The organism is Brucella sp. TWI432, from assembly GCF_039674445.1.
In the GTDB taxonomy this organism is placed as follows: Bacteria; Pseudomonadota; Alphaproteobacteria; order Rhizobiales; family Rhizobiaceae; genus Brucella; species Brucella chromiisoli.
This window is the reverse complement of record NZ_JBDJNL010000001.1, coordinates 839,990-853,778: the sequence shown is the minus strand read 5'-3', so window position 1 is coordinate 853,778 and position 13,789 is coordinate 839,990. Positions and strand designations below refer to the sequence as shown.

Genomic DNA, 13,789 nt, shown 5'->3' with positions numbered 1-13,789 from the left:
ATAAATCCTGCGAAGGCTTACGGCTTTCATGAGTCTTTTCATGACGTTAGATGGGCCACTTCTCAAACTGATTCTACTTAACAGATTGAGATTCAACGGAAAATGTCATCAAGGAATGTCATTTTTTACATCTCGTTAACGAATTCGCTGGACAGCACGAATCACTTTTGATTCATTGAAGCTGTTCGGAGGCGGCGTATTCCGAACGATTTTGAGTAAAGATTTCAATTCACGCAGTTTCGAGTGGGCGGCGCTTTTTGGCGCATATTGGAAACTGTCACGACGGATCAAGAGGGGCCGACACATGGCGAGCACCGACGCGTATGACGCGGCGGCGGGGAAGCGTGGCTACTCCGAAGCAAAGCGCAAGAAGAGCAGGCTTTCGGGCCATGCCAAGCTTCTTGCAGGTCCTGCCTATGGCAAGTTCGCGGCATTCGAACCTGCATTGCGCCGTCTTGTGCCAGCCCTCATCATTATTTTTCTTGTCATCCTTGGCGCAGCGCGCGTGTTCTCGATGCTTTCATGGCGTGAAGACATTGAATTGCAGCATAAGGCTGCGCTCTCAGCCGCGACCGCCAATCTCGCGCAGATGATCGAGCGTGCCTCCAATGGCACACAGTCCGGCGCGCAAATGACGCCGAAAGATCTGGACAATACAATTGCCGAATTTCGCGCGCGTGGTCTTTCATCCAGCGGGATGACCATTGCTATGGTCAATGATGAATCTGTCATCGTGACCGCCTCGGGGCCTGCGGCGGACATAGTGGGAAAACAGGCGGACGAGGTATTCAGCGACATCCAGCCGCTGTTCATGTTTGCGGAGCGCGCTGGCGTTCTGACGATCGTCATGAAGGGGGAAGCCGCTTATGGCACGGTGTCAAAACCAGTCAGCGTGCCTTATTCGATTATCGCAGCTGAACCGGAAAGCACGATCTTTGCCGAATGGCGGCGTGCAGTCTCGCTGAATGTGACGCTGTTTGCGGGTACGACCGGCGTGATGTTTGCAATTCTCTATGCTTATTTCAGCCAGGCGGCACGGGCTCGGGAGGCCGACGATCTTTCTGGCCAGATCCAGCGCCGTATTGATATGGCGCTGGCGCGCGGTCGCGGCGGCCTGTGGGACTGGGATATGGCGCGGGGGCGCATTTACTGGTCGCGCTCCATGTATGAAATGCTGGGCTATGAAGCGCAGGATGCCGTGCTGGCTTTTGGTGACGTATCGGCAATCATCAACCCGGAAGATGGCGATCTGTATTCCATCGCCGAGCAGGCTGCGGCTGGCGACATCTCACATGTTGATCGCGTGTTTCGCATGCGCCACGCGGACGGCTCGTGGGTATGGATGCGGGTTCGCGCTGAGATTGCAGCAGAAAATGAACTGCATCTGGTCGGCATTGCCTTTGACGTCAGCGAACAGCATCGCTTTGCGCAACAGACGGCAGAGGCCGATATGCGCATCCGCGAAGCCATCGAAAACATTTCCGAAGCCTTCGTTCTTTGGGATTCCAACAATCGTCTGGTAATGGCCAATTCCAAATTCAGCGAATATGCAGGCCTGCCTGTCTGGACATTGAAGCCCGGCGTACCACGCAACGAGGTTGATGCGCATACCCGCCCGTTCAGCTTCGAACGCCGCATGGCCAACGAGCACAATCGTGCTGGCGGACAGACGTTTGAACGCCAGTTGAGTGATGGTCGCTGGCTCCAGGTCAACGAACGCCGCACGCAGGACGGTGGTCTTGTTTCGATTGGCACCGATATTACGCAGATCAAACAGCATCAGGAGCGTCTGGTGGATAGCGAACGCCGCTTGATGGCGACCATTCACGACCTCTCCATTGCCCGCAAAGGCGAGCGCGACCGGGTGCGTGAGCTCTCGGAATTGGCGCGTAAATACGGGCAGGAAAAGGAACGCGCGGAAGCTGCGAACCGTGCCAAATCTGAATTCCTTGCCAATATGTCCCATGAACTGCGCACGCCGCTCAATGCGATTATCGGCTTCTCTGAGATGATTCAGGCTGGCACATTCGGGCCGCTTGGTTCAGACCGTTACGAGGAATATATCAACGATATTCACACCAGCGGTAACTTCCTGCTCAATGTGATCAATGACATTCTCGATATGTCGAAGATCGAAGCGGGTCACTTCTCGCTTGATCGCGAAGAGATCGACCTTTGTCCGCTCATCAATGAAACCGTGCGTATGATCTCGTTGCAAGCAGATGAGAAAAACATCACGGTTGAAACGCGCATTGAAGAAGCGATGCAACTCAATGCCGACCGCCGTGCGGTCAAGCAGGTCCTGATCAATCTTCTGTCCAATGCGGTGAAGTTCACTTCGCATAACGGCCATATCACGGTGCGCGCACGCAAGACCGGCTCAGCGCTGTTCATGACCATTCAGGATACAGGCGTGGGCATTCCGAAATCCGCGCTCAAGAAAATCGGCCAGCCATTCGAGCAGGTGGAAAACCAGTTCACCAAAACGCATAGTGGTTCAGGTCTTGGCCTCGCGATCACCCGTTCGCTTGCAGAGCTGCATGGCGGCTGGCTGCGCATCCGCTCAACCGAAGGTGTTGGAACGGTGGTTTCCGTCTGCATTCCCGATCGCAGACAGAAAAGCGTCAATAACCCGGAGGCGGAAATCCACGCGGCATGATTATTTGATCAGCGTATCAAAGCTGGTTCGAACCGTTGCTGCAAGTTCGCTCAAATGATGTTCGACGCGATCAATATCTGGCAGTTCGGCCGCACGGCAAAGAAGATCAACCATTCCGGGAATGAATTCTTCGCGTTTTGCATCGCCCCCCAGACAGAGCCTGATTGTCTGGCTGAGATTTGTGTAGAAGCGATGTGCCTCAACCAGAGTGTCTATGACAGCAGGGGCGGCAAAAGACGGGTCTAATCCCGCCAGCACATCTTCGGTTCCCAAGGGTCGGGGATGCCTGATTTCCTTGCCGGTCAGCACGGCAAACTGCGCGATGAATTCTAGATCAACAATGCCACCGGGTTTCAGCTTGAAATCCCAATCGTCACGCGGCGGCTTTTCCTCATAAATGAGGTCGCGCATTTCGTGCACATCTTTGGCGATCTTGTGTGTGTCGCGTTTGGCCGCCAGCACTTCGTCAATTTCGCCCCTGATAAAGTCGCTGAATGCCACGTCGCCATGGATCGGGCGCGCACGGGTGAGCGCCATATGTTCCCACGTCCATGCCTCGCTACGCTGATATTTGCCAAATGATTCAATATGCGTGGCAACGGGGCCTTTATTGCCGGAGGGGCGCAAACGCATATCGACTTCATAAAGCACGCCTTCGGCGGTTGGCGCAGACAAGGCCGCAATCAAACGCTGTGTCAGTCGAATATAATATTGCGACGGCGCAAGCGGCTTCGCGCCATCCGATTCCTCAGCATCCTTGTCATGATCATAAAGCAGGATCAGATCGACATCGGAGCCTGCAGTCAGTTCGCGACTGCCAAGCTTGCCCATGGCAAGCAATGCAACCTTCGCGCCCTTCACCTTGCCATGGCGGCGCTCAAGTTCGGCTTCCACTGCCTCGAAAGCCTTACCAATCATCAGTTCGGCCAGATCGGAGAATGCGCGCCCTGCCCGAACACCATCAATCGCACTGGTGAGCAGACGAATGCCGATCAAAAAGCGATGTTCAGCCGCAAAAATGCGTAAGCGGTCGAGCACTTCTTCATAATCGGTGGCAGCACCCAGAAAAACGCGCAACCGCTCCTCAAGATAATGACGCGTTGGCATTTCCGAGAAAATTGCCGGATCGAGAAGTCCATCAAAGACATGCGGATTGCGCGTGATCACCTCTGCAAGCCGGGGGGCGGCGCTCATGATCATCACAAGCAAGTTGAGAAGGCGCGGATTGGATTGAAGCAGGCTGAAAAGCTGGATACCCGCAGGCAGTCCCTGCAGAAAACCATCAAAGCGCAAAAGCGATTCATCTGCGCGCTTTGTTGCGGCAAAAGCCTGCAACAAGGCTGGAGTCAGTTCTGTGAGACGCTCGCGTGCTTCGGCTGATTGTGTGGCGCGATAACGGCCAAAATGCCATGTGCGGATGACACGGCAAATGTCGCTTGGGCGCTCATACCCCATCGAGGCAAGCGTTTCCAATGTTCCCGGATCATCGACATCGCCGGTGAAAACGAGATTACCACTGGATGAACCAAGTTCGGGCGCCTGTTCGAACAATGCAGCGTAGTGCTTTTCAACGATCTTGAGCGCCGATAAAAACACATCGGAAAACGCGGCTGTATCAGAATAGCCCATCATATGGGCAATGCGGGCAAAGCCTTCATCATCTTCCGGGAGAATGTGGGTTTGCTCATCGGCAACCATCTGAATGCGATGTTCAACATCGCGCAGGAAGTAATATTCCTTGCCAAGCGCATCACGTGCCTTCTCGGTGATCCAGCCGCGCTCGGCAAGTCTGGCCAGCATTGGGACCGTCTGATTGCCACGCAATTCGGGAAAACGTCCACCGGCAATCAATTGCTGTGTCTGCACGAAAAACTCGATTTCGCGGATACCGCCGCGCCCAAGTTTCACATTATGCCCGCGCACGGCGATATCGCCATGGCCCTTATGCGCATGAATCTGCCGCTTGATCGAATGCACATCAGCAATTGCCGCATAATCGAGATATTTGCGCCAGACATAGGGGCTAAGTTCGGCAAGCACTTGCTGGCCAGATTCGCGATCACCGGCAACAGGCCGCGCCTTGATCATCGCTGCACGTTCCCAGTTCTGGCCGCGCCCTTCGTAATAATGAAGCGCTGCCCCCACCGGAATTGCCAGTGGTGTCGATCCCGGATCAGGACGAAGTCTGAGATCGACGCGGAAGACATAGCCGTCAGCCGTGCGATCCTGCAGAATACGAACCAGACGCCGCGTCATCCGCGAGAACGTATCCACGCACTCATAAGGGTCTATAATCGCCGGGCGTTCTGAATCGATAAAAACAATCAGATCAATATCGGAAGAATAATTAAGTTCGCGCGCACCGAACTTACCCATGCCAAGAATGATCCAGCCGCTTTCTTTTTCGGGGGTATCGCGATCCAGCAGCTTGATTTTACCGGCACTGTCCGCATCGCGCAGAAGAAAACGAACGGCTGCGCCCGTACAGGCTTCTGCGAGATCCGTGAGCCAGCCAGTCGTCATTTCGGTATTAAAAATCCGAGCCAGATCACAAAGTGCAATCAGCACATGCGCCTCTCGCTTTCGTTGCCGCAGGCTGCTCATCAACGCCGCCTCGGTCACACCGTCTTCGAGGCCGGATGCAACAATTTCGGAAAGAATATTGGCAAGCGCCTGCTCAGGCGTATCGACTGCAATGCGATCAAGAATGCGCGGGTGACGGATGAGCGCCTCGCGCATAAAGGGCGACAGGTCAAGGACGGCTGCCAGAAAGCTCGCGGCGCGTTTGTCTTGCAAAAGGGCTTCGACGCGGCCAAGTTCTTCTTCCTTTGCCCGCTCTTCAAGATCAGTCAGGAAGGACTGTGCTCTCTCGTCATCAAGGGGTGTCAGCCCACAAAGGTTTCGATCAAAAAACAGTGCCTTTGTGTCTTCAGCCGTCATAAGCCCCTCGTGTATTAGAGCACATCTCGATCTGATTTTATCAAATCGGCGCTCTGTTTATTTGTTTTGACGCGCATCTTATATGAAAATCACTTCACACTTTTCGGGATGCGCTCTAAGCCATTATGGTTTTTCATCTTTTACCAACGGAAACTCCAGAACAGCACGCAGACCGGGACCATTGTCTTCGAGACGAAGAGCGCCACCGTGCAACTTCATGACCGCCTTGGCAAGGCTTAAACCGAGCCCTGAACCCGGCTGCGTGCGGCTTTCCTCAAGTCTTACGAAACGCTCTGTCGCCTGTTCACGCTTGTCCTCGGGAATCCCCGGACCGTTATCGGCCACCACAATGCGCACCCATTGCTGATCGCGCTCCATAGAGAGACTGACGGCAGCATCCTTCTCGCTTCGCAAAGCATATTTGATGGCATTATCGACGAGGTTTGAAACCGTCTGGCCGACCAATTCGCGGTTGATATGCAAAGGCACATCGTCCAACGTTCCAAGCGTCAAAGCAGCGCCAGCATCTTCGGCAACCGGCTCATACATTTCCGCAACGTCCCTGACAATCGACGCCACCGACATGTTTTCAAGACTTTCAGTCGAATAGCCCGCTTCGAGACGCGAAATCATTAAGATGGCGTTGAATGTGCGGATCAGCTGATCGGATTCGCTGATCATAGCCTCAAGCGCTTCACGATATTCCGGGCCGGTTTTCTTGCGCGAGAGCGCTTCTTCAGCACGATTGCGCAGTCGTGTCAGCGGTGTCTTGAGATCATGCGCGATGTTATCAGAAACCTGTTTCAGCCCCTCATTCAGCTCAAGAATGCGCCCAAGCATGACGTTGAGATTGCCGGACAAGCGATCAAACTCGTCGCCCGAACCATTAACCGGTAACCGACCTGTCAGATCACCATCCATAATGCGCTGTGATGCACGCGACATATCATCAATGCGCTTGAGTGCCCGACGGCCAACAAAGAACCAGATCAGAAGTGCGCCAACGCCCATGATACCAAGTGCCAGCATCAGCGAGCTACGCACCAGATCGCGGAAACGCTCCGGTTCGCCCAGATCGCGGCCGACCAGCAGGCGCATACTATTGGGCAGCGCAATCACCACGGCAATCGCACGATGCTCGGTTTCAGCCCCCTGATCGCCATAGCGTCGATATTTGAACGCGCGTTCAACCACGCCATCCGTATCAAGGACACCCGGCTCGACACCTTCGACATTGCCGGAGAGAATACGCCCCGATGGATCGGCGACAAGATAAAGATAAGCGCCCGGCTGACGGGAACGATAATCAATTGTCCGCACGAGTTGAGGTATGCCGCCACGCGCATAGGCCTTGCCAATGCTTGCAACTTCCTCGCCCAAAGCTTCCTGCGTCTGGCCATTGAGAATTGAAGCCGACAGATTTGTCATGTAAAAAACAAGCGCGACCGCGCCCACTGCAAAAAGCAACAGGTAGAGCGTGGACAATCGCACGGCAGTTGTCCGCATAAGTGCGGAAAAACGGCTCACTCTTGTCCTCCGGAAACGGCTGTCCCGGCATTCGCAGCTGGCTTGGAACGTCCGGCTTTCAACATGTAACCTGCACCGCGCACCGTGTGCAGCAGCGGACCGTCAAATCCCTTTTCGATCTTTGAACGCAGGCGCGAAATATGCACATCAATCACGTTGGTCTGGGGATCGAAGTGATAATCCCAGACATTTTCGAGCAACATCGTGCGCGTCACGACCTGTCCGGCATGACGCATCAGATATTCAAGCAAACGGAATTCGCGCGGCTGGAGTGTGATGTCGACGTTTTGTCTGCGTGCGGTGTGTGCGAGACGGTCGAGTTCCAGATCACCAACGCGATAAATCGTATCGGCCTCGCGCGGACTCGAGCGACGCTGCAAAACTTCCACACGCGCCAGAAGCTCGGAAAATGCATAGGGTTTGGTGAGATAATCATCACCACCCGCACGTAAACCCGTTACGCGATCATCCACTTCGCCGAGGGCAGAAAGAATGAGAACCGGCGTTTCCAAGCCCTTCGCCCGAAGACCTGCAACGACAGAAAGTCCATCGCGCTTGGGCAGCATCCGATCAACGACCAGCACATCATAGCTGCCATGTTCCGCCAGTGCATAACCAGTCTCGCCGTCACCGGCAATATCAGCAGAATGACCGGCCTCGGTAAAGGCCTTCTCAAGATAGCGGGCCGCTTCGCGGTCGTCTTCGATAACGAGAATCTTCATGGCGTTACTATACCGGGTCGTTGGAGAAAATGAAGCAATGCCAGGCGGATCGTCCGCCTGGCACCAGATTTAATCACAGCAAGACCAACAGTACAGCATTAACCCTGATCGATTGGTAGAGCGACGAAGCGGCTCTGATCATTGCTCTGGATCTGAAGCAACACAGCCTTGCGACCTGCCTTCGATGCTTCGGCAATAGCCTTGTCGATATCCTTCGCGCTCTTCACGATCTGATTATTGACAGTAACAATCGTATCGCCAGAACGAATGCCACGATCCGCAGCATCGCTGTCCGGGTCAACATTGGTTACAACAACACCGTCACCTTCTTCTGAAGGCGTGACCGTCAGACCATAGTTGTCAAGCGTTTCACCCTGATCGCTGTTGCCATCATCGGACTGGGTTGTGGCCTTGCCTGCATCCTTAGGCATAGCGGCAATCGTAACGTCGATTTCCTGAGCCTTATTTTTACGCCAGACCGTCAATGCTGCCTTTTCGTCCGGTGCAATCTTGGCAATCTTGCGTGCAAGATCACGTGGATCCTGAACAGGGTCACCATTAACTGCGGTGATCACATCACCTGCCTTGATGCCTGCCTTTGCAGCAGGGCCATCAGCCTGTGGCGAGGCAACGATTGCGCCTTTTTCTTCCGCCAAACCGAGCGATGCTGCAATGTCCTTGGTGACAGGCTGAATCTGAACACCAATCCAACCACGTTCAACCGAACCTGTCTTGATCAGCTGATCCACAACCTGCTTGGCAGTGGAAGCCGGAATTGCGAAGGCAATACCAACGCTGCCGCCAGATGGGGAGAAGATCGCGGTGTTGATGCCGATCACTTCACCGGAGAGATCAAAAGCCGGACCACCGGAATTACCTTTGTTTACCGCAGCGTCAATCTGGATAAAGTCATCGTAAGGGCCGGCACCAATATCACGACCGCGCGCCGAAACGATACCGGATGTCACGGTGCCGCCAAGACCAAAGGGGTTACCGACAGCGACAACCCAGTCACCGACACGGACCTTGTTATCGTCACCAAAACTGACATAGGTAAATTTATGCTTAGGCTGATCAACCTTGAGCACAGCAAGATCGGTGCGCGGATCGGTGCCAATGAGCTTGGCATCATATTCGGTGCCATCATCCATCACAACGCTATAAGCGTCACCATCGGAAACGACATGATTGTTGGTAACCAGATAGCCGTCTTCTGAAATGAAGAAGCCAGAACCCTGCGCAAACGGACGTTCGTGACCTGGACGCGGCTTTGCACCGCGCTTGCCCTGACGGCGATCATCCGGGCGCGCATCACCGCGTGGCTCCATACCGAAATCACGGAAGAAGCGCTTTAACGGATGACCGTCCGGGAGCTGATCAAAGCCTGGAGGCAGCGCGAACTGCTGACCCTGATTGTCAACTTCCTGCACTTCCTTCTTCACCCGCACGCTGACAACAGCAGGGCGAACCTTTTCAACAAGATCAGCAAAGCCTGCCTGCTGGGGACCGGTAACGCGGACAGCTTCAGCACGGGCATCCTGCAATGCGCCCAAAGGGCCGGTTGCGACAAAACCGCCAGCGAGCGCTGCCGACAGTGCCAAGGCTGCAACGCCCTTACGATACCTGGAATTAGTCGCTTTAAACATAAGTCTCTCCTTGCGAGCAATATTCTCGGACCAGCGCGCCGTTACATGGCTTACCAGCTCTGTGAACTCTTTATAGAGCTTAAGATAGTATGGGCTACCTTACCGCTCAATTTCCGCAAGATGAAACTTTTGTAAGAATAGAGCTTATAATTCCCGCTCAAACGCGATTATTTGTCGTCAAGAAGCCGGGAAAGCTGGGCTCTTTCGCTTTCAGAAAGCGGCTTTTGCACTTCAACGACAGCACTTCTTCTGCGAAATGCAAAAACAAGTGCGATGCCACCAATTAAAAGAAGAAGCACAGGGAAACCCCATAAAAGAGCTGTCTGTGCATTGAAGCGCGGCTTGAGCAGAACGAATTCACCGTAACGATCCACCACAAAATCGATAACCTGCTGATCGGTATCGCCCGATGTCAGGCGCTCCCTCACCAATATGCGCAAATCTCGTGCGAGTTCGGCATTGGAATCGTCTATCGATTCATTCTGACAGACCATGCATCTAAGTTCAGCCGAGATTTGACGCGCACGACTTTCAAGCTGAGGATCAGGCAGAATCTCGTCGGGGTTCACTGCCAAAGCAGCAGAACCATATAGTATCAATGAAAATCCTAAAAAAAACGCCGCGAGTTTTTGGGAGAGTCTCATGCGCTTGCCCCTGCCTGCTTGGACGAAGACTTGCGCGCTTTCGACGGAGCGCCGATGCGCAATCGCCGATCGGCCAGCGAGAAGATGCCGCCAAGCATCATCACCAGAGCGCCGTACCAAATGAGTGTGACATATGGTTTCCACCAGACCCGCACAACGATGGATCCTTCACCCGGCTCATCACCAAGAGCGACATAGATCTGGCTGAACCACAGTGTGCGGATGCCCGATTCAGTTGTGGGCATCTGACGCGCAGGGAAAAAGCGCTTGGAGGAGTGGATCTGCCCAAGATCACGATTTGAGGAATCGAACAGCGTAAAATCGCCGCGATTTTCTGTGAAGTTAGAGCCCGTTAGCGGGCGCAGTCCGTCAAAGCGCAGCGAATAGTCGGCAATGCTGACCGTATCACCGGAACGCATAACAACGACATTTTCCGTGCCAAAGGTTGTGACGCTGACAATGCCAAGCAGCGTAAAGCCAAGGCCCATATGCGCGAGCGATGTGCCGAAGACCGAACGCGGCAGACCGATGAAGCGTGAGAATGCCTTGCCTGCCGAAACTTTACCGATCCCTGCTTTGAGCCACAGGTCGGTAAGGCTGCCAAAGATAAGCCATGCCGCGAGACCGATGCCAAGTGCTGCCATCACCGAATGCGCATTGCTGCGCCACAGCACGATGCCAAAGACAATCAAAGCCAAGGCGAAGGCGGTCATCAGCCGTTGAGCGACGCCATAAAGATCACCGCGTTTCCAGGCCAGAAGCGGGCCGAAAGGCACGGCCAGCAGCAGCGGAATCATCAACGGCCCGAATGTCATGTTGAAGAATGGTGCGCCAACTGAAATCTTCTCACCCGTCAGAACCTCCAGAAGCAACGGATAAAGCGTACCGATCAGCACCGTTGCTGCCGCCGTTGTGAGGAAAAGATTGTTAAACACCAGCGCGCCTTCGCGCGAAATCGGCTGAAACAGCCCACCCGACGAAAGGCTTTGAACACGCAGCGCAAAAAGCGACAGGGAACCGCCAATGAAGATCGCAAGGATGGCTAAGATAAATAGCCCACGCCCCGGATCGGTTGCAAAACTATGCACCGATGTAAGCACACCGGAGCGCACCAGAAATGTGCCGAGCAAAGACAGCGAGAAGGTCAATATTGCGAGCAGGACGGTCCAGATTTTCAGCGCCGAGCGCTTTTCCATCACAATTGCCGAATGCAGCAATGCAGTGCCGACAAGCCATGGCATGAAGGATGCGTTTTCAACCGGATCCCAGAACCACCAGCCTCCCCAGCCAAGTTCATAATAGGCCCAGTAGGAACCCATCGCGATGCCGCCCGTCAGGAACATCCATGCAAGCAGTGCCCATGGGCGCACCCAGCGAGCCCATGCAGCATCCAGGCGTCCCTCGATAAGCGCCGCAACAGCGAAAGAGAAACAGACTGAGAAGCCGACATATCCCAGATAAAGCAGCGGTGGATGGATGGCGAGGCCGATGTCCTGAAGGATCGGATTGAGATCGCCCCCCTCCATCGGCGCTGGAAAGATGCGTATGAAAGGATTGGATGTGAAAATGATAAAAGCAAGAAAAGCCGTGGCAATCCAGCCTTGAACAGCCAGAACGTTGGCGCGCAGTGTCTCAGGCAGATTGGCCGAGAAGGCTGCAACAAGTGCGCTGAAAAAACTAAGAATCAGCACCCACAGCAGCATCGAGCCTTCGTGATTACCCCAGACGCCGGTGATTTTATAAAGCATCGGCTTCTGCGAATGGGAGTTCTCGACCACATTCAGCACCGAGAAATCGGATGTGACATAAGCAACAGTCAAAACGATGAAGGAAAAGGCAATCAGTGAGAAAACTGCAAGTGCAGTGGGGGCTGCAACGGACATGAGTTGCATATCTCTGCGTTGCGCGCCCACAAGCGGAACAATAGATTGCACCACAGACAAAGCCAGTGCAAGCACAAGGGCAAAATGACCGATTTCAACATTCATGTTCTATATCCCGATCTCATCATTGCCCTTCCCACACGCCCTTTTCCTTCAGGCTGTCGGCGAGATCTTTAGGAATGTAATTTTCATCATGTTTGGCCAGCACACTATCAGCGCGAAATACGCCGTCAGGGCCGAAGCGCCCCTCGGCGACAACACCCTGCCCTTCCCGAAAGAGATCAGGTGCAATACCTTCAAACACAACTTTGACGGTTTTAATTGTATCGGTGACTGTGAAGTGTAATTCGCTGCCAACCCGCGTAACAGATCCCTCTTCCACAAGCCCCCCCAGACGAAAGCGGGCCCCGGACGTGATTTCCTGTTCAGTCAAATCCGCAGGTGTTCGAAAAAAACGAATATCCTGACTAAAAGCCATCAGCATGAGGCCGACCGCGACCGCAAGAACAGTCAGCGCTCCACCAATCATGATAAGGCGCTTGCGCTTCCTCTGGCTGACGGCGCGGGCAAGACTGCCTGTCGGTTTCGCTTTCCGATCATTATTTTCTGCAGTCGCACTCATTGGGTTGCGCTCCCTGCTTCAAGCCCCAGCCCTGCGGCAAAGCTTTTCAGCTCATCCCGCTTCTCAACATTGAGCGCTTCCGCACCACGTTGTAACGCATCAAGGGCCGCATCGCGGCGATTAAGAACAATGTAAGCCTGCACAAGCCGCTTCCAGCCGTCAAGATTGTCACCGTCGTTGCGAAGGCTATCATCAAGGCGTTGAACCATGCCTTCAACCATGGCCTGACGATCATCGGCATTCATGGCAGCAGCAGCAGCCACATCCTCTGTCGTTGGGCCATTGGCAGGCGGCGGGGCCGCAACAGCCCCCTTAATACGGGCAATTGCCTGCTCAATCTGAGCACGCCATGGTGCTTCAGCAGGCGCTTCATCAAGCAGACTTTGTAACCGCTTCACAGCACCTTCGGTATTGCCATCCTGAACTTCGCCCTGCGCAAGGTAGTATTGCGGGCGAATATCTTTCGGGTTCAAACTTGCTGCTTTGTTGAATAATTCTTCAGCTTCTGCCGTCACCGGCCCACCTGACACTGCAATCAAGGCTTCACCAAGCCCAAGAAGGCGAGAAAAGTTTTCGCCTTCAAGACGAATTGCTGAACGATAAGCGTTGACCGCATCGGCACCACGGCCAATGCGCAGATAAATTGGCGCCAAGACATCCCACCCGCGTGCATCATTCGGATTTTGAGAAAGATGTGTTTCAGCACGCGCAATAAGCTCGTCAACCGAACTGTTCTGCGGAGTATTTTCCAGACGCGCGGCAAGCGGCATGGACTGCATATCGGGCGCGCCAAACAAAGGATAAACACCCCACGCGATCAACGGCACAGCCAGAACAGCCATAAATGCAAGCAGGCGTCCGGAGCGGGACTTCTTCATTTGCGCGGCTGCATCCGTGCTGGCTTTCTCGGCATTGAGAATACGGCGGGAAATTTCGATACGTGCCTGTTCAGCGCTTGGCGCATCAATCATGCCGCGTGCGGCATCGGCTTCGATCTCACGCAGCTGATCGCGATAAACTTCCAGATCGTTTTTTTCAGGGGGCAAAAATTCCTGCTTGTTCCGCGTCAGCGGCAACAAAACAGTCAATGTAGCTGCAAAAGTCAGCAGTGCGGCAGTCAACCAGAATTCCATGGCTGAGACTTAA

At 54.1% G+C, this 13,789-nt stretch carries 9 protein-coding genes; 1 reads left to right on the top strand and 8 read right to left on the bottom strand.

All coding sequences use genetic code 11. The features are described from left to right. Positions 1-304 precede the first annotated feature (304 nt). Positions 305-2,659, top strand: a complete 2,355-nt coding sequence (locus ABE527_RS04225; protein WP_499693557.1) for a PAS domain-containing sensor histidine kinase — start codon at positions 305-307, stop codon at positions 2,657-2,659. On the opposite strand, the gene ABE527_RS04220 is transcribed toward ABE527_RS04225, so the two are convergent. From ABE527_RS04220 to ccmI, 8 genes are all read right to left on the bottom strand, one after another. Further along, on the bottom strand, positions 2,660-5,599 hold the full coding sequence (locus tag ABE527_RS04220; RefSeq protein WP_499696214.1) for a bifunctional [glutamine synthetase] adenylyltransferase/[glutamine synthetase]-adenylyl-L-tyrosine phosphorylase: 2,940 nt from the start codon (positions 5,597-5,599) through the stop codon (positions 2,660-2,662). It abuts the gene before it with no gap. Positions 5,600-5,722: 123 nt separating this feature from the next. Next, entirely contained in the window at positions 5,723-7,105 is a 1,383-nt protein-coding gene (locus ABE527_RS04215) for a sensor histidine kinase (protein WP_499696325.1), read from the bottom strand. Between the two features lie 17 nt (positions 7,106-7,122). Continuing rightward, positions 7,123-7,848, bottom strand: coding sequence for a response regulator transcription factor (locus tag ABE527_RS04210; RefSeq protein ID WP_499693555.1), 726 nt, complete (start codon positions 7,846-7,848; stop codon positions 7,123-7,125). Between the two features lie 98 nt (positions 7,849-7,946). Continuing rightward, a complete protein-coding gene (locus ABE527_RS04205; protein ID WP_396996406.1) occupies positions 7,947-9,494 on the bottom strand; it encodes a Do family serine endopeptidase in 1,548 nt (515 codons plus the stop codon). A 167-nt stretch (positions 9,495-9,661) separates the two neighbouring features. Then, on the bottom strand, positions 9,662-10,138 hold the full coding sequence (locus ABE527_RS04200; protein ID WP_265983216.1) for a cytochrome c-type biogenesis protein: 477 nt from the start codon (positions 10,136-10,138) through the stop codon (positions 9,662-9,664). Further along, complete coding sequence (locus ABE527_RS04195; protein ID WP_499696213.1) at positions 10,135-12,126, bottom strand: heme lyase CcmF/NrfE family subunit; 1,992 nt, start codon at positions 12,124-12,126, stop codon at positions 10,135-10,137. The genes ABE527_RS04200 and ABE527_RS04195 overlap by 4 nt, the downstream gene beginning before the upstream one ends. Positions 12,127-12,145: 19 nt before the next feature. Beyond that, positions 12,146-12,643 (bottom strand): cytochrome c maturation protein CcmE, encoded by a 498-nt coding sequence (ccmE, locus tag ABE527_RS04190; protein ID WP_499696212.1) that lies wholly within the window; start codon positions 12,641-12,643, stop codon positions 12,146-12,148. Beyond that, entirely contained in the window at positions 12,640-13,776 is a 1,137-nt protein-coding gene (gene ccmI, locus ABE527_RS04185) for a c-type cytochrome biogenesis protein CcmI (protein ID WP_499696211.1), read from the bottom strand. The genes ccmE and ccmI overlap by 4 nt, the downstream gene beginning before the upstream one ends. Between the last annotated feature and the right edge of the window lie 13 nt (positions 13,777-13,789).

Excerpts from the sequence above, each read along its gene's own strand:
- ABE527_RS04200 (WP_265983216.1), bottom strand. The coding sequence starts at position 10,138 with ATGAGACTCTCCCAAAAACTCGCGGCGTTTTTTTTAGGATTTTCATTG.
- ccmE (WP_499696212.1), bottom strand. The coding sequence starts at position 12,643 with ATGAGTGCGACTGCAGAAAATAATGATCGGAAAGCGAAACCGACAGGC.
- ABE527_RS04225 (WP_499693557.1), top strand. The coding sequence starts at position 305 with ATGGCGAGCACCGACGCGTATGACGCGGCGGCGGGGAAGCGTGGCTAC.
- ABE527_RS04220 (WP_499696214.1), bottom strand. The coding sequence starts at position 5,599 with ATGACGGCTGAAGACACAAAGGCACTGTTTTTTGATCGAAACCTTTGT.
- ABE527_RS04205 (WP_396996406.1), bottom strand. The coding sequence starts at position 9,494 with ATGTTTAAAGCGACTAATTCCAGGTATCGTAAGGGCGTTGCAGCCTTG.
- ABE527_RS04195 (WP_499696213.1), bottom strand. The coding sequence starts at position 12,126 with ATGAATGTTGAAATCGGTCATTTTGCCCTTGTGCTTGCACTGGCTTTG.
- ccmI (WP_499696211.1), bottom strand. The coding sequence starts at position 13,776 with ATGGAATTCTGGTTGACTGCCGCACTGCTGACTTTTGCAGCTACATTG.
- ABE527_RS04215 (WP_499696325.1), bottom strand. The coding sequence starts at position 7,105 with ATGCGGACAACTGCCGTGCGATTGTCCACGCTCTACCTGTTGCTTTTT.
- ABE527_RS04210 (WP_499693555.1), bottom strand. The coding sequence starts at position 7,848 with ATGAAGATTCTCGTTATCGAAGACGACCGCGAAGCGGCCCGCTATCTT.